At 67.4% G+C, this 16,586-nt stretch carries 15 protein-coding genes; 9 read left to right on the forward strand and 6 right to left on the reverse strand.

The annotated features are described in order from the left end of the window. Positions 1–15: 15 nt before the first annotated feature. From QTH90_RS21985 to QTH90_RS21995, 3 genes are all read right to left on the reverse strand, one after another. A complete protein-coding gene (locus QTH90_RS21985; protein WP_286666703.1) occupies positions 16–687 on the reverse strand; it encodes a PA4824 family protein in 672 nt (223 codons plus the stop codon). 75 nt (positions 688–762) lie between these two features. Then, positions 763–1,770, reverse strand: coding sequence for a response regulator transcription factor (locus QTH90_RS21990; RefSeq protein WP_286666704.1), 1,008 nt, complete (start codon positions 1,768–1,770; stop codon positions 763–765). Continuing rightward, positions 1,767–5,309, reverse strand: coding sequence for an ATP-binding protein (locus QTH90_RS21995; RefSeq protein WP_286666705.1), 3,543 nt, complete (start codon positions 5,307–5,309; stop codon positions 1,767–1,769). Before QTH90_RS21995 ends, QTH90_RS21990 begins: the two co-directional genes overlap by 4 nt. Before the next feature lie 74 nt (positions 5,310–5,383). Here QTH90_RS21995 and QTH90_RS22000 point away from each other — a divergent pair, with 74 nt between their 5' ends. The 8 genes from QTH90_RS22000 to QTH90_RS22035 all read left to right on the forward strand — a co-directional run bounded on the left by QTH90_RS22000 (position 5,384) and on the right by QTH90_RS22035 (position 10,873). Beyond that, positions 5,384–5,686: an urease subunit gamma gene (locus tag QTH90_RS22000; protein ID WP_286666706.1), complete on the forward strand. Its 303-nt coding sequence runs from the start codon at positions 5,384–5,386 to the stop codon at positions 5,684–5,686. Between the two features lie 37 nt (positions 5,687–5,723). Further along, positions 5,724–6,326, forward strand: coding sequence for a HupE/UreJ family protein (locus tag QTH90_RS22005; RefSeq protein WP_286666707.1), 603 nt, complete (start codon positions 5,724–5,726; stop codon positions 6,324–6,326). Positions 6,327–6,336: 10 nt separating this feature from the next. Continuing rightward, positions 6,337–6,642: an urease subunit beta gene (locus QTH90_RS22010; protein WP_286567719.1), complete on the forward strand. Its 306-nt coding sequence runs from the start codon at positions 6,337–6,339 to the stop codon at positions 6,640–6,642. Next, positions 6,643–8,361, forward strand: a complete 1,719-nt coding sequence (ureC, locus tag QTH90_RS22015; RefSeq protein ID WP_286666708.1) for an urease subunit alpha — start codon at positions 6,643–6,645, stop codon at positions 8,359–8,361. A 54-nt stretch (positions 8,362–8,415) separates the two neighbouring features. Further along, on the forward strand, positions 8,416–9,021 hold the full coding sequence (gene ureE, locus QTH90_RS22020; protein WP_286666709.1) for an urease accessory protein UreE: 606 nt from the start codon (positions 8,416–8,418) through the stop codon (positions 9,019–9,021). Continuing rightward, complete coding sequence (locus QTH90_RS22025) at positions 9,021–9,710, forward strand: urease accessory protein UreF (RefSeq protein WP_286666710.1); 690 nt, start codon at positions 9,021–9,023, stop codon at positions 9,708–9,710. Before ureE ends, QTH90_RS22025 begins: the two co-directional genes overlap by 1 nt. A gap of 14 nt (positions 9,711–9,724) precedes the next feature. Further along, entirely contained in the window at positions 9,725–10,375 is a 651-nt protein-coding gene (gene ureG / locus QTH90_RS22030) for an urease accessory protein UreG (protein WP_286666711.1), read from the forward strand. A 231-nt stretch (positions 10,376–10,606) separates the two neighbouring features. Next, the gene (locus QTH90_RS22035) at positions 10,607–10,873 is read left to right on the forward strand and encodes a hypothetical protein (protein ID WP_286666712.1); all 267 of its coding nucleotides are present in this window, start codon (positions 10,607–10,609) and stop codon (positions 10,871–10,873) included. Positions 10,874–10,882: 9 nt separating this feature from the next. Here the strand turns inward: QTH90_RS22035 and QTH90_RS22040 are convergent, their stop codons facing one another. Then, complete coding sequence (locus tag QTH90_RS22040; RefSeq protein ID WP_286666713.1) at positions 10,883–13,126, reverse strand: xanthine dehydrogenase family protein molybdopterin-binding subunit; 2,244 nt, start codon at positions 13,124–13,126, stop codon at positions 10,883–10,885. A gap of 2 nt (positions 13,127–13,128) precedes the next feature. Further along, a complete protein-coding gene (locus tag QTH90_RS22045; RefSeq protein WP_286666714.1) occupies positions 13,129–13,599 on the reverse strand; it encodes a (2Fe-2S)-binding protein in 471 nt (156 codons plus the stop codon). Between the two features lie 140 nt (positions 13,600–13,739). On the opposite strand from QTH90_RS22045, the gene QTH90_RS22050 reads away from it, so the two are divergent. Then, positions 13,740–15,983, forward strand: a complete 2,244-nt coding sequence (locus QTH90_RS22050; RefSeq protein ID WP_286666715.1) for a heavy metal translocating P-type ATPase — start codon at positions 13,740–13,742, stop codon at positions 15,981–15,983. A 74-nt stretch (positions 15,984–16,057) separates the two neighbouring features. Here the strand turns inward: QTH90_RS22050 and QTH90_RS22055 are convergent, their stop codons facing one another. Further along, positions 16,058–16,444: an HU family DNA-binding protein gene (locus QTH90_RS22055; protein WP_286666716.1), complete on the reverse strand. Its 387-nt coding sequence runs from the start codon at positions 16,442–16,444 to the stop codon at positions 16,058–16,060. Positions 16,445–16,586: the final 142 nt, after the last annotated feature.

A 16,586-nucleotide genomic window follows, 5' to 3' on the forward strand; every position in this document is an offset into this window, starting at 1 on the left:
GCCCGCCTTGTCCCGTCAAGGCGCCTTGAACTCGTGATTGAGCCCGATCACGTACACCCTCGGGCTGCCTGCGACGCTGGTCCGCGCGGCGGTCACGTCGACACTGATCAACGGCGTGACGTTGAATCGCGCACCCACGCGTGACGTCCAGAACCCGAAGGCGCGGAACCGCTCGAACATCAGGCTCCATTTGTCGTTCAACGCCCATTCGCCCTGGAGGCCGCCTCGCCCGGTGCGCTCGCCCGTCACGGTCGACCAGTCGGCCCCGACATTGGCGTGAATCCACAGGCTGTCGAGCGCACGCCAGCTCACCGGCAGCAGGACCTGGCCGCCCGTGTAGCCGCCATGCGTGACATCGACATTCACGCCAGCGGACATCGCCGCGGCAAACCTTGAATCCGCGCCCTGGCCCCAATAGGTCCACTTCACCTGCGGCCCGAGCACGACGCCATGCAACCCCGGCACGGAATAGCGATCGAAGTTGAAGCCCAGTTCGACCGGACCGACCCGGCACGCAGGCCCGAGATGAATGTCCGTGACCGGCTCGTCCCCGAAGCGCCCGCCCCAGAGTTCGTACTGGCACTGCCCCGGGTCGAGCGTGAAGGCGTCGTCGACATCGAAATGGCCGCCGGCTTGCACGGTCGCGGCCATCAGCCACAGCGGGATGAGGAGGTCGTATCGGCGCATGGCGGCGGATTCTAGAAGCCGTGCATGTCGGCTTCGCGGCCATCATGCGCCCGCCACGCCCGGCAGGCGAGTCCCTCAGATCTCGAACTGGGGCTGCAATTCGCGGATGCGCTTCATCGCCACGCCGGCCGCGGCGGTGCGCGTCTCGACGCCGAGCTTCACGTACACACGCTCCAGGTGCTTCTTCGCGGTCGCGGGGCTGCTGCCCAGGATCTCGCCGATGTCCTTGTTGGTCTTGCCCTTGACAACCCAGTAGAGCACCTCGGCTTCGCGCGCCGTGAGCTTCAGGCTCAGGCTCATGGCTTCGATGACCGCCGTGTCGGACACCTCGCGCATGATGATCAGCCAGTCGTCGCCGCCGTCGTCGTGGCCGGTCTGCTGGTGCAGGCGCACGTTCAGGCTGGTCGCGCCCTGCTCGATCGCCAGCACGGGCGGCTCGATCTGGCGCTGTTGCGCATCGGGCAGGTGACGACGCAGCCAGTCGAGCACTGCGGGCGGCGTCACCGGTGCGCTGGTGCCGCAGTAGCGCAGCAGCAGGTCGCGCGCAAGCACCGTCTGCCAGATCAGCTTGCCCTCGGGCATGCGCACGGTGAAGCTCGCGTAGCCGAAGGCATCGAGCGCATTGCGCGCCTGGCCGGCCTGCTGCGCCTCCTGGCGCGCGCGGCGGGCGCCTTGCAGGTGCACATTCATGCGCGCCAGCACTTCCTTGGGCTTGATCGGCTTCGTGACGTAGTCCACGCCACCGGCTTCGAGCGCGGCAACAAGATGCTCGGTCTCGGTGAGGCCGGTCATGAAGACGATCGGGATGTGCGCGGTCGCGGTATCGCCCTTGAGCCGCCGCGCGACTTCGAAGCCGTCGATGCCGGGCATCATCGCGTCGAGCAGCACGATGTCGGGCCGGGCCTGCGCGGCGCGTTGCAGCGCCTGCTCGCCGCTGGTCGCGACGAGCACGGTGTAGCCGGATTCGTCGAGCGCATCGTGCAGGACGGCGAGGTTGTCGGGCACGTCGTCCACGATCAGCACGAGGTCGCTGTTGCCCCCGCTGCCGCGCAGGGTGTTGACGAGTGGCGTGGCCGTGCTCATGGGGTCCCCACTGCCGCAGTCAGGGTGCGGCTCATCGCGTCGAACTGGAATTGCCGCGCCAATGCACGCTGCGTTGAAGTCCATATCGCGCATTCGGGCTGCGCTGCGTCGATCGCGTCGAGCTGGTTCATGATTCCCCGAAAGTAACCGAGGCTCACCGCCTCTTCGAGCGCGCGCAGGCGCTCGGTCGAAGGCAGCACCACGCCTGATGGCGCGGAAACCGGCGGCACCGCGGGCTGGTCATTCCATCGCAGTTCGAGCCGCCGCTCCAGCCAATCGAGCAGTTCGCTGTGACGCACCGGCTTGACGAAGAAATCCTCCGGCGTGATGCCGACGTCGTTGTCCAGGCGCTTGTCGAAGGCATTGGCCGACACGATCGCGACCGCAGCGTTCGCGAGCCCGAGCGCGTGCGAACGCCGAATGGTTTCCCAGCCGTCGATGCCCGGCATGGCGAGGTCGACGAACATCGCGTCGGGCCGCCAGCCGGCAGCGATCAGGTCGAGCGCATCGTGGCCGCTTGCCGCCGTCCGCAACTCGAAGCCGAGGGGCGACAGCAGGTGCGAGAGCAGGTCGCGATCGACTTCCTCGTTGTCCACCACCAGCAGCCTCCGGCGCGGGCCTTCGTAGCCGCGCCGCACGCGCACCACGGGTGCCGTGACTCTCCGCACACTCGCGGCCTGCACCTCGTGCACGTGCGGCAGGAAGAGGCGCAGGCGAAACACCGAGCCGACGCCTGGCGTGCTCTGGACGGTCATCTCGCCGCCCATCAGGTCGATCAGCATCTTCGCGATCGTGAGTCCGAGGCCCGCGCCAGGCGCTGCAGGGCCGGCGGTCGCGCCGCGCGCGAAGGGCTCGAAGATGCGGCCCAGTTCCTCGGCCGACATGCCCGGCCCGGTGTCCTCGATCTCGATGGCCGCGAATTCGCGCGCATAGCGCAGGCGCAACGTGACCTGCCCTGCCGCAGTGAACTTGATCGCGTTGCCGAGCAGGTTGATGAGGATCTGCCGCACCCGCTTCTCGTCAGCGCGTACCAGTTCCGGCAAGGTGCCGCTGGGCTCGAAACGGAAGGCCAGGCCTTTGTCCTCGGCCTGCAGTTCGAACATGTCGGCCAGTTCGCTCATCACTTCGGCAAACTGCATCGGCCTGGCATTGAGCGTGAGCTTGCCGGCTTCGATGTGGGCGATGTCGAGCGTGCCCTCGATCAACGACAGCAGATGCTCGCCACCGCGCCGGATGACCGCGACCGCCTGCCGGCGGTGCGGCGGCACGGCGGCGTCCTCGCCCATGAGCTGCGCATAGCCCAGGATGCTGTTGAGGGGCGTGCGCAGTTCGTGGCTGATGGCGCTGATGTAGCGGCTCTTCGCCTGGTTGGCCTGGTCCGCCTGTTCGCGCGCCTGGTCGGCTGTCTGCTTGGCGGCCTGCAACGCGCGGTCGGTCTCGCGGTGCAGCTCGATCTCGCGCACCAGCAGATGGGTCTGGCGGTTCGATTCTTCCTGCGCGACCTTGCGGCTCTGGTGGGCGAGCACCAGCCACCACGCGACGATCCCGGCAATCACCAGCAGCGCCATGTAGGCCTTGAGGAAGCCCGAGCGCAGCGATGCGGGCTGCAGATCGAGCAGCGCGCTCTCGGTCAGGGCGGTTTCGCCGAGCGCGCGCAGTTCCTGCTGGTAGAGCACGCCGAAGACGGCGGCGAGCAGCGGCACGACGATCAGCATCAGCAGCAGGAAATGGCCGAGTCCGGTGTCGAGGTACGGCCACACGCGGCGCGGCAGCAGCCAGCGCAAGGCGCCCGACCATTGCGCCGAGAGGCTCGCCTGCGGTTTGCACAGGTCGCCGCAGCGCGCGTCGAGCGTGCAGCACAGCGAGCAGATCGGCCCCTGGTAGGCGGGGCAGTGCGCCATGTCCGGCCCCTCGTACTCGCGCTCGCAGATGGCGCAGCGCTGGGTGCTGAGCCGCCGGTAGCTGCCGGCATCGGATTCGACGCGAGCCCAGCGCACCGCCGAGCGACGGGCGGCCGGCGCGAACGGGGCCGCACCGCGTTCATCGGAGACGCGCGCGATGTAGTACTTGCCGCGCGTGGCCCAGGCGATCAGCGGCGCGGCAACGAAGGCCGTGCCCAGCGCGATCAGCGCCGAGAAGGCCTGTGCCAACGGCCCGAACACGCCGAGGTGCGCGGTGATCGACAGCACAGACGCCAGTGCCATCGCACCGACCCCGACCGGGTTGATGTCCCACAGGTGCGCCCGCTTGAACTCGATGCCCGGCGGCGACAGGCCCAGCGGCTTGTTGATGACCAGGTCGGCCACCACCGCCATCATCCAGGCGATGGCGATGTTGGCGTAGAGGCCGAGCACGTCGCCCAGGGCCTCGAACACGTTCATCTCCATCAGCATGAAGGCGATGAGCGCATTGAACACCACCCACACCACGCGGCCCGGGTGGCTGTGCGTCACGCGCGAGAAGAAGTTGCTCCACGCAAGCGAGCCCGCATAGGCGTTGGTGACATTGATCTTGAGCTGCGAGATCACGACGAACACCGCCGTCGCCACGACGGCCCAGCCGTAGTTGGGGAAGACGTACTCGTATGCCGCCAGGTACATCTGGTTCGGATCGACGGCGCGCTCGGGCGGCACCATGTGGCTGATCGCCAGGTAGGCCAGCAACGCGCCACCCAGCATCTTGAGCACGCCGAGCACCACCCAGCCCGGCCCGCCGGCGAGCACTGCGGCCCACCAGCGCCCGCGGTTGGCGGCCGTGCGCGCCGGCATGAAACGCAGGTAGTCGGCCTGTTCGCCCATCTGCGTGATCAGCGCGATGCCGACCGTGAGCGCAGCACCGAAAAGGTGCAGATCGAAGCCGATGGATGCCGACTTGACACCGACATAGTGCGCGATGCCCGAGAACGCACCAGGATCGCGCGCAAGCACGTAGCCGAACGGCACGACCAGCATCAGCAGCCATATCGGTTGCGTCCAGACCTGCAGCCGGCTGATCGCCGAGATGCCGTGCGTGACGAGCGGGATCACGACCAGCGCACACACGAGGTAGCCCCAGACCGGGGGCACGCCCAGCGCCAGTTCCAGCGCATAGGCCATCACCGCCGCTTCGAGCGCGAAGAAGATGAAGGTGAAGGACGCGTAGATCAGCGAGGTCAGCGTCGAGCCGATGTAGCCGAAGCCGGCGCCGCGAGTGAGCAGATCCATGTCGACGCCATAGCGCGCGGCGTAGACGCTGATCGGCAGGCCCGCCAGGAAGATGATGAGCCCGGTGACCAGGATGGCCCAGAAGGCATTGACGAAGCCGTACTGCACCAGAAGGGTGGCACCGACCGCCTCCAGGATCAGGAACGAGGCTGCGCCGCCGAAGGCCGTGTTCGCCACCCGCCATTCCGACATGCGCCGGAAGCGCTGCGGCGTGTAGCGCAGCGCGTAGTCCTCCAGCGTTTCGCTGGCGACCCAGCTGTTGTAGTCGCGCCGGACCTTGACGATGCGCTGCGGCGCTTCGTCGCTCGGAGCGGGGGGAACGGCGGTGGAGTGCACGGAGGGATGCGTGCAACAGTCGTGCCCGGCAGCGGGCAGGCAACAGGAGGCATGAGTGTTGCAAAGGTATTTGCATGGAACTGACACCACGAGAAAAAGACAAGCTGCTGATCTTCACGGCGGCGCTGCTGGCCGAACGGCGCCGCGCCCGCGGCCTGAAGCTCAACTACCCGGAAGCCATTGCGCTGATCTCGGCGGCCGTGATGGAAGGCGCGCGCGACGGCAAGAGCGTGGCGGCCCTCATGAGCGAAGGCCGCGCCGTGCTGACGCGCGCCGACGTGATGGACGGCGTTCCGGAGATGATCCCGGACATTCAGGTCGAAGCCACCTTCCCGGATGGCACCAAGCTGGTTACTGTTCATCAGCCGATCGTCTGAACCCATTCCTTTGGCACAACAACAAGGACCGACATCCATGCGCCTGACTCGCACCACACCCATCCTCGCCCTGCTGCTGGCCGCGCTGCCGCTGGTCGCCAACGCTCACACCGGCGTCGACGGGGCGCACCATCACGGCTTCATCACCGGCTTTCTTCATCCGCTGACCGGCGTGGACCACCTGGCCGCGATGGTGGCCGTGGGCCTTTGGAGCGCGCTCACTGCGCGCCGCGCGTGGCCCGACCTGCTGTGGGCGCCACTGGGCTTCGCCGTCATGTTGCTGGCCGGCGCCATGGCAGGCCTGGGCGGTGTGCAACTGCCGGCGGTCGAGCCGATGATTGCCGCATCGCTGCTGGTGCTCGGACTGCTGGTGCTCACGCAACGGCGCCTGCCGGCGTTCGCCGCCGCAGCGCTGGTCGGCGTGTTCGCCGTGTTCCACGGCATCGCGCACGGTCAGGAACTGGCCGGCGAATCCGCCGCCGCAATGACCCTCGCCGGCATGCTCGCCGCCACCGTCGTCCTGCATGGCGCCGGCATTGCCATCGGCTGGTCGTTGCGCCACAGCCATCGCTGGCTGCCCCGCCTGGCCGGCGCTGCGGTGGCGCTGTTCGGCGTCGCCCTCCTCGGCGGCCTCGCCTGAGGCAGCGCCGATGATCCCCGGCGAACTCATCACCGACGAGGGCGAGCACGTCCTCAACCCCGGCCGCCGCACGCTGACCCTGGTGGTCCAGAACACAGCCGACCGTCCGATCCAGGTCGGCTCGCACTACCACTTCGCCGAAACCAACGGCGCGCTGGGCTTCGACCGCGAGGCGGCGCGCGGCATGCGCCTGAACATCGCATCGGGCACCGCCGTGCGTTTCGAGCCCGGCCAGCAACGGACGGTCGAACTGGTGGACTTCGCCGGTGACCGCGTGGTCTACGGCTTCCGCGGCCTCGTACAAGGAAAACTCTGAATGGCAACGATCGGCCGCCGCGCCTACGCAGAAATCTTCGGCCCCACGGTGGGCGACCGCATCCGCCTGGCCGACACCGACCTGGTGATCGAAGTCGAGGAGGACTACACGCTGCATGCCGGCGGCTACGGCGAGGAAGTCAAGTTCGGCGGCGGCAAGACCATCCGCGACGGCATGGCGCAGGGACAGCGCACGCGCGCCGAGGGCACCGTGGACACGGTGATGACCAACGCGCTGATCCTCGACCACTGGGGCATCGTGAAGGCCGACATCGGCCTGAAGGACGGCCGCATCGTCGCGATCGGCAAGGCCGGCAACCCGGACGTGCAACCGGGCGTTGACATCGTCATCGGCGCGGGGACCGAGGTGATCAGCTGCGAAGGCAACATCGTCACCGCGGGCGGCATCGACAGCCACATCCACTTCATCTGCCCGCAGCAGATCGAGGAGGCGCTGGCCTCGGGCGTGACCACCATGCTCGGCGGCGGCACCGGCCCGGCCACCGGCACCTTCGCCACCACGGCGACCCCGGGCCCATGGCACATCGAACGCATGCTGCAGGCCGCCGATGCCTTCCCCATGAACCTCGGCTTTCTGGGCAAGGGCAATGCGAGCCTGCCGGCCGCGCTGCACGAGCAGATCGACGCAGGCGTGATCGGCCTCAAGCTGCACGAGGACTGGGGCACCACGCCGGCCGCCATCAGCAATTGCCTGGACGTGGCCGAGGCGACCGACACGCAGGTGGCGATCCACAGCGACACGCTCAACGAATCAGGCTTTGTCGAGAACACCATCGCGGCCGTGAAGGGCCGCGCGATCTGCGCCTTCCACACCGAAGGCGCCGGTGGCGGCCACGCGCCGGACATCCTGCGCGTGGTGGGCGAGGCGAACTTCCTGCCCTCCTCCACCAATCCGACGATGCCCTACACGGTGAACACGCTCGACGAGCACGTCGACATGCTGATGGTGTGCCACCACCTGGACGCCGGCATTCCCGAGGATCTGGCCTTTGCCGAAAGCCGCATCCGCAAGGAGACGATCGCGGCCGAAGACATCCTGCACGACATGGGCGCCATCAGCATGTTCAGTTCCGACAGCCAGGCCATGGGCCGGGTAGGCGAAGTGATCATCCGCTGCTGGCAGACCGCCCACAAGATGAAGGCGCAACGCGGCAAGCTGCCGGAAGACGAGTCGCGCAACGACAACTTCCGCGCCAAGCGTTACGTCGCCAAGTACACGATCAACCCGGCCATCGCGCACGGCATCGCCCATGAAGTGGGCAGCATCGAGGTCGGCAAGTGGGCCGACTTGGTGGTGTGGAAGCCGGCCTTTTTCGGCGTCAAGCCGTTCACGATCATCAAGGGCGGCAGCATCGCGATGGCCGCCATGGGCGACCCGAACGCATCGATCCCGACCCCGCAGCCGGTGCACTATCGGCCGATGTTTGGCGCTTACGGCGGCTCGCTGGCAAGAAGCTCGCTGACTTTCGTTTCGCAAGCGGGCCTCGCGGCGGACATCGGCCGGCGCTACGGGCTCGCCAAGAACCTGAGCGCGGTGAAGAACATCCGCGGCGTGCGCAAGCAGCACATGGTGCACAACGCGTTCACGCCGACGATGGAAATCGATGCGCAGACCTACGCGGTGCGTGCCGACGGGCAACTGCTGACCTGCGATCCGGCGATTTCGCTGCCGATGACGCAGCGATATTTCCTGTTCTAGGTTCGATGTTGCGCGCGGATCGACAATCCGCATTCATCGACCAACCTGCCTCCCATGCTCACCGCCAACAAACTCATGCCCCAGGGCGGCGGCCTCGCCCCCGTCCTGCTCAAGCGCGCCGCCACCGTCGAACTCGACTGGGACGTCCGCCAGAAAAGCCGATTCGACACCACCGATTCCCAGAGCCGCCAGATCGGCGTGTTCCTGCCGCGCGGCACCGCCGTGCGCGGCGGCGACGTGCTGGTCGCCGAGGACGGTTCACTGATCAAGGTGATTGCCGCGCGCCAGCCGGTGCTGGTCATCACGCATTGCAGCGAACACGGCACGCCCTTCGACCTGATGCGTGCCGCCTATCACCTCGGCAACCGCCACGTGCCGATCGAGCTCAAGCCCGATCACCTGAAGATCGAACCCGACCACGTGCTGGCCGGCATGCTGAGGTCGATGCACCTGATCGTGCGTGAAGCCGAGGAAGCCTTCGAACCCGAAGGCGGCGCCTACGGCGCACACGGTGGCGGGCACGGGCATTCGCACGGCGCCGGGCCGGTCGGGCCGGTGCTGCATCCGGACGCCTATGCCGGTTCGCCTGCGCATGGCGATCACGGGCACGATCATGACCATGACCATGACCATGACCACTCGCACGGCCATTCGCACTGATGGATGACGCGCCGGCCGCCCTGCCCGCGGCGAGCCTTCTTCAACTGATCTGGCTCGCGTCGCCGGCGCTGCCCGTGGGCGGCTTCTCCTATTCCGAAGGGCTGGAGGCCGGCATCGAATGGGCCGGGCTCGGCACCGAGCAGGCCGCGTCCGACTGGCTCGTCGACCAGCTGCAGCTGAGCCTTGCGCGCGCCGACCTCGCCGTTCTGGCGCAGGCGATCCCCGCCTGGCGCACCGGCGACATGCCGCGCATCCACGCGCTCAACGCCTGGGTCTTCCAGACCCGTGAATCCGCCGAGTTCCTGCTCCAGACCGAGCAGATGGGCCGCTCCTTCGTCGAATGGCTCAAGCTGCACCACGAAGATGCGGCGAAGGTATTCGAATCGCTCCCCGCGAGCTACCCGATCGCCTTTGCCTTCGCGGCGGCCCGCACCGCGGCGCCCGTGCGCGATGCCTGCCTCGCCTTTGCCTTCGGATGGGCCGAAAACATGATCGGCGCCGCGGTCAAGGCCGTGCCGCTAGGCCAGAGCGCGGGCCAGCGCATGCTCGGCCGGCTGGCCGCGGAAATCCCCACGGCGGTCGATCTTGCGATCACACTCACGGATGACGAGCGGCAAGCTTTCTCGCCGATGCTCGCCATCCTGTCTTCCCGGCACGAAACCCAATACTCGCGTCTCTTCAGAAGCTAAGCACGTCAGCACGTATGTCCTCCGCCCTCCACCACATCGCCCACCGCACCAAGAAACTGCCGCCCCTGCGCGTCGGCATCGGCGGCCCCGTCGGCTCCGGCAAGACCACGCTGCTGGAGATGCTCTGCAAGACGATGCGCGACAAGTACGACCTCGTCGCCATCACCAACGACATCTACACCAAGGAAGACCAGCGCCTGCTGACCGTGGCCGGCGCCCTGCCGGCCGAACGCATCATGGGCGTGGAAACGGGCGGCTGCCCGCACACTGCGATCCGCGAGGACGCGTCGATCAACCTCGAAGCCATCGACCGCATGCTGGTCCAGTTCCCGGATGCGGACGTCGTGTTCGTCGAGTCCGGCGGCGACAACCTCGCAGCCACTTTCAGCCCCGAGTTGTCGGACCTCACGATCTACGTGATCGACGTCGCGGCCGGCGAGAAGATCCCCCGCAAGGGTGGCCCCGGCATCACCAAGAGCGACCTGTTCGTCATCAACAAGACCGACCTGGCGCCCTACGTCGGTGCAGACCTGAGCGTGATGGAGGCGGACACCAAGCGCATGCGCAAGCAACGCCCCTTCGTGATGACCAACCTCAAGACCCGCACCGGCCTGGCCGAAGTCGTCTCCTTCATCGAAGAACGCGGCATGCTCACCACCGCGTAAAAAAAGGCCGCAAGCCAGTTCGCAAAACACCGCAGAACCGGCTCCGCCGGGCTGCCGGTGTTGCCCCCGGCAGGGGGAAGGCGGCTACACGAAGTGAGCAAGCCTGGGGGCGAGCGTCATTTCCGTGAAATGGTCCACATCTTGCAGTGGGGCATACATCGTCGGACGGATGCTTTCGTTTTCAAGGAAGCGGGACACTGTCCGCAACGCACCGAACAGCACGCAACGACCATGGCCTCAGAAGCAATCTTCCACGCCGCGACTGGCAGCGTCCAGTTCGCCATCTATCCCGACGGGTTCGACGGCGCCCGGATCATCGCCCGCATCGACGAGGAAGCGCTCCACACCCGCTTCCACGCGCCCGAAGGTGGGGATTCCGAATTGGTGCAAGCCTACGCACAGAACGCCGATTCGATCGACGCCATGGCCACGATGCGCTTTCGGGAAAACCCGAACGTCGCCATCTGCCTGCACAGCAACGACTTCCAGAACGCCTGAAAGGCGAACTCAGGCCATCAATGCCTTCAGCTTGTCGCTGGTGAAGGGCACGCTGCGCAGACGCACGCCCGTGGCATCGAAAACCGCGTTCGCCAGCGCCGCCGGCACCGGACTCGCCGCGGCTTCGCCCGCACCCAGTGGCGGCTCGTCGCGGCGATCGATCAATGCGATCTCCAGGCGCGGCACCGCCGGGAAGCGCAGCAGCGGATAGCTGGCCCAGTCGACGCTCGTGACGCGCGAGCGGTCGAAGGTGGTTTCCTCATACAAGGTGCGCGAGAGCGTCTGCAGGATGTTGCCTTCGACCTGTGCGCGCACGGCGTCGGGATTGATCATCAGCCCGCAGTCATGGGCGCAGCAGACGCGGCGCACGGCGATCTCGCCGGTCGAACGGTCGACCTCCACGTCCATCGCCACGGCGACGAAGGTCTCGTTGTTCTTGTAGTGGATGTAGGCCATGCCGCGCCCCGTCGCGACCTTGCCCTTGGCAGCGGACGCTGCCGGCGAGGGCCTCGCCTGCCAGCCGGCCATCTGCGCCATGCGCCGGATCACTTCGACACCCCGAGGATTCGACATGTCGCGCAGCCGGAAGGCCACCGGGTCCACGTGCGCCTTCGAGGCGAGTTCATCGACGAAGCTTTCCACTGCAAAGCAGTTCGCGACCTTGCCCGGCGCGCGAATGTTCGATGGCCGCAGCGGCGCCGGGCCCAGCCAGTGAGCCGACACTTTGACCGCATTGGCGGCGTAGGGCGGATCGCCGTTCTGCGAGACCAGCCCCGTCGCCTGCCCGACCGGCTGCTTCATGCCCGCCGCGAGCGGCGACAGCAGCGGAATCCACTCCAGGTTGGCAGTGGCGCGCGGCACCCACATGTCGGTTTCCCACGCATCGATACGGCCATCCGGCATCTGGCTGGCCTGGATCGCGAGCAACTGCGGCGGACCCTTGGGATCCCAGCCCAGTTCGTCCTGGCGGCTCCACTGCACGCGCACCGGCTTGCCGACCGCCTTGGACAGCAGCACCGCATCGGCGGCCGCGTCGTCGTGGCCGTTCATCCCGTAGCAGCCAGCGCCGTCGAGATAGATGACGCGCAGCTTGTCGCGCGGCAGGTCGACCAGCGCAGCAAAGACGTTGAGGAAGCGATGGCTCGCCTGCGATGCGGTCCACACAGTCCCGCCGTCAGGCCGGACGTCGGCCACGGCACATGACGGACCGATGGAACCGTGCGACTGGATGGGCCACGAATAGGTTGCCCGAAGCACGTCGGACGCATCGCGCAGGCTGGCTACGCGCTGCGCGTCGCCCTTGGTCGCGATGACTTCCTCGGCGACGAAGGGGCCGCTGCGTGCCCAGTCGACGAGGGCTTCGTGGCCTATCAACTGCGCGCTGTCGCTCCACTGCACCTTGAGTTCGCGCGCCGCACGCACGGCAGCCCATTCGTCGGGGCTCACCACGCCGACGAAATCGGCAATGCGCACCACGCGCACGGCGGGCAAGCGCGCGATGGACGACTCGTCGACCGCGAGCACGCGCGCGCCAACGGAGGGCGGCCGCACCACGCGGCCGTGCAGCATGCCGGGCACCACATGGTCGTGCACGTAGACATGGCGTCCGGTCACCTTGGCGGGCACGTCGGGGCGCGGCAAGGGGCGGCCGACCAGCACGTAGTCCGCCGGGCGCTTCAGCGGCGCCTTGGGATTCATCTTGACGTCGAAACTGCGACCGCCCACGAGAACCGGGACGGCGACGCTGCGGCCATCCGGAGCGCGTACCGCGCCGTCGGCCAACCTGAGCTGGTCGGCGGGCGCCTGCAGCTTCTGGGCGGCCATCGCGACCAGCGCCTCACGCGCTGTCGCTGCGGCCTGCCTCAATTCGACGCCGCCGCGCATCACGCCGCTGCTGCCGGCTGTCGGGCCCTGGTTGGGCGTCAGCGCCGTGTCGCCTTCGATCAGGTCGATGCGCTCGACCGGCACGCCGAGTTCCTCGCCCACCATCTGGCGCATGGCAATACGGTGGCCGGTGCCCAAATCGACCTTGCCGGAATAGACGATCACCGAACCGTCACCACGGATGGCAAGAAAGGAGTCGACCTGGTCGAGCGCCAACGGGCGCTGGGCTGCTGCGGAGGGTCCAGCGGCTTGCGCCAGCGCCGACTCCCTCGGGAACAGGCTGAAGCCGACGACCAGCGCACCGGCTTCGAGCAAGGCACGCCGGGTCAGCTTGCCGGTGGAGGCGTCTTCGAGATGCGACGTCGTCATGGTCAGGCCCTCCTGACGCCCGAGGCACGTTCCACGGCGCGAAGCACGCGGTCGTGCGACCCGCATCGGCACAGATTGCCGGCGAGCGCCTTTTGCGCTTCCTCACGGCTGGGCTTGGAGACGCGCTGCAGCAGCGCCACCGAACTCATCACCATGCCATTGGTGCAGTAACCGCATTGCGCGGCCTGCTCGGCGATGAAGGCTGCCTGCACGGGATGGGGCTTGTCGGGCGTGCCGAGCCCTTCCGCCGTGACGATGCGTCGCCCGCCCGCATCTCCGATGCGAAGGGTGCACGAGCGGACCGGCGCGCCATCGATCAGCACGGTGCATGCACCGCATTGCCCGAGGCCGCAGCCGAACTTGGCCGCGTGCAGGCCCAGTTCATTGCGCAGCGCGTAGAGCAAGGGCATGTCGGGGTCCCAGGCGTCGATGTTCCTCGACGCGCCATTGACGATCACCGTGATGGTTGGCATTCGGGCCTCCTGGTGTCGAGTCCCGTCCAGGCGGACGGGTGGGTCGACGGCGCTGCAGATTGCCACACGGCGTGGCTTGCATCAAGCGTGTTTCCGCCCGCCCTTGACCTTGTAGTCACTTCAGGGTTTCCAATGGGTCCATGGCACGAAGCACCCCCGAGACACCCATCGTTGCATTGCACGGTTCCGAGGCGAGCGCCCACGCCCATCCGGCGTGTTGCGCGGCCGACCAGTGCGTCGAACCCCTATCGATCGGGCCGGTCGCGGCCAACACCTTTCGCATTTCGACCATGGATTGCAGCGCCGAGGAATCGGAGATCCGGCGCGCGGTCGAGCCGGTCGCAGGCATCCGCGGGCTGCATTTCCAGTTGGGACAACGAACGCTGAGGATCGACGGCACCGCCGATGCCATCCCGCACGCCTTGGAGGCCATTCGCAAGGCCGGCTTCGCGCCTGAAGCGATCCCGGCGACAGGCGCCGCAGGCACCGATGACGGCCACGGGCACGACCACGGGCCTGGCAACGGCTTCGTTCGCTTCGCAGCCGCACTGGGGCTGGCCGTCGCGGCCGAAGGCATCTCCTTCTTCGCGCCGGATACGCTGGTGTGGAAGGCCACGGGCATGGCCGTCGCCGCTGCGGCCATCGGTCTCGCCGGCCTCGAGACGTACACGAAGGGTTTGAAGGCCCTGCGACACGCCCGGCTCAACATCAATGCGCTCATGTCGGTCGCCGTCACCGGCGCTTTCCTGATCGGCCAATGGCCGGAAGCGGCAATGGTGATGGCGCTGTATGCCATCGCAGAACTGATCGAGGCTCGCGCGGTGGATCGCGCGCGCAACGCGATCAAGGGCCTTGTCGACCTCGCTCCGGCCGATGCGGAAGTGCAGCAGGCCGACGGTAGCTGGGCCCGCGTCCGGGCCACGCAGATCGCCCTGGGCGCCATTGCGCGCATCAAGCCCGGCGAGCGCGTGGCCCTGGACGGCATCATCACGAAGGGCAACAGCACCATCAACCAGGCGCCGGTCACCGGGGAGAGCATTCCGGTCGACAAGGGGCCGGGCGACACGGTCTTCGCGGGCACGATCAACGAGGCGGGCGAGATCGAGTTTCGCGTCACCGCCGCCGCCGATGACACGACGCTGGCGCGCATCATCCACGCGGTCGAGGTAGCGCAAGGCACGCGCGCGCCCACGCAGCGCTTCGTCGACCGCTTTGCGGCCGTCTACACGCCGGCGGTGTTTGCGGTGGCCGTTGCGGTCGCGATATTCCCGCCGCTCTTCCTGGGCTGGCAGTGGCTCGCGGCGATCTACAAGGCGCTGGTACTCCTGGTGATCGCGTGCCCCTGCGCGTTGGTCATCTCGACGCCGGTAACGGTGGTGAGCGGCCTCGCCTCGGCAGCGCGGCGCGGCATCCTGATCAAGGGCGGAACCTATCTCGAAGACGCGCGCCTGATCAAGGCGGTCGCGCTGGACAAGACCGGCACCATCACCGAGGGCAAGCCCAGGCTGGTCGCGTTCCAACCGTGGGGCAACGCCGACGAGGCGGAGGTTCGCCGTCTCGCCAGGGGTCTCGCAGCACGGTCCGATCACCCGGTGTCGCACGCGATCGCGTCGGCCCTGGAGAGCGAAGCGATCGACGTCGATGATTTCAAGGCGCTGCTCGGGCGCGGCGTCGAAGGCGTGATTGGCGGTCAGCGCCTCGTGCTCGGGAACCATCGCCTCATCCGGGAGCGCGAGCAGGCCGAGCCACGGCTCGAAGCCGAACTCGCTGTGCATGAATCGCAGGGCCGCACCGTGACCCTTCTCGCGAACGCCAGCAGCGTGCTGGGCCTCTTCGCGGTGGCCGATACGATCAAGGCCAACTCCGTCGAAGCCATTGCCGAACTCAAGCGCCTCGGCGTGGCGCCCGTGATGCTGACCGGAGACAACGATGCCACTGCGCAGGCCGTCGCGCACGAGGCCGGCATCGGCGATGCACGCGGAGGGCTGCTGCCGGAAGGCAAGCTCGCCGCGATCGAGGAAATGCGCCAACGCTATGGCGCAACCGCGATGGCCGGAGACGGCATCAACGATGCGCCTGCGCTGGCACGGGCCGACATCGGCTTCGCGATGGGCGCGGCGGGAACGGACACGGCCATGGAAGCTGCGGACGTCGTCATCATGAACGACAACCTGGGCCGCATCGTAGAGACGATCCGCCTGTCGCACCGCACGCACGCGGTGCTCTGGCAGAACATCGGCCTGGCACTCGCCATCAAGGCCGTGTTCTTCGTGCTGGCCGTGTTTGGCACCGCGACGATGTGGATGGCCGTGTTCGCGGACATGGGGGCCAGCTTGCTGGTCGTCGGCAACGGCTTGCGGCTGCTGCGCCGAAGCGATCGATGACCTTCTTCACCCCCAAAAAGAAAACGGCCCCGAGGGGCCGTTGTTCATTGAAGCAGCCCTGAGGCTGCAGCAGCTTACTTCTTGGCTGCTGCCTTCTTTGCGGGTGCAGCGGCCTTCTTGGCAGGTGCAGCAGCCTTCTTGGCGACGGGCTTGGCCGCAGCCTTCTCGGCCTTGCGCTTGGCGGCCTTGGGGTCGATGGCGGCCTTGAACGCAGCGCCTGCCACGAACTTCGGCACCTTTTGTGCGGCGATCTTGATCTTGGCGCCGGCTTGGGGGTTGAAGCCCGTGCGAGCAGCGCGAGCCACTTGCTTGAAGGTTCCGAAGCCGATCAGTTGGACGGGGTCGCCCTTCTTGACGGCAGCGACGATGGAGCCGGTCACGGTTTCGAGGATGCGAGCGGCTTCTGCCTTGCTGACGTTGTGTGCGGTGGCGATCTTTTCGACCAGTTCGATACGGTTCAAGTGAATTTCCTTAGGATAGTTTCGCCATGTTGCCAATGGCGGCGCAGCGATGGATACAAGCTGCAAGCGGCGCGGAGTATATAGGGCGGCGGCATGCTGCCCGGCGCCAGCACGCTGCTTTCGCATCCGAATGCAGGCAATA

Origin of the sequence: Variovorax flavidus (assembly GCF_030317145.1) — a bacterium.
GTDB lineage: Bacteria > Pseudomonadota > Gammaproteobacteria > Burkholderiales > Burkholderiaceae_C > Variovorax > Variovorax flavidus.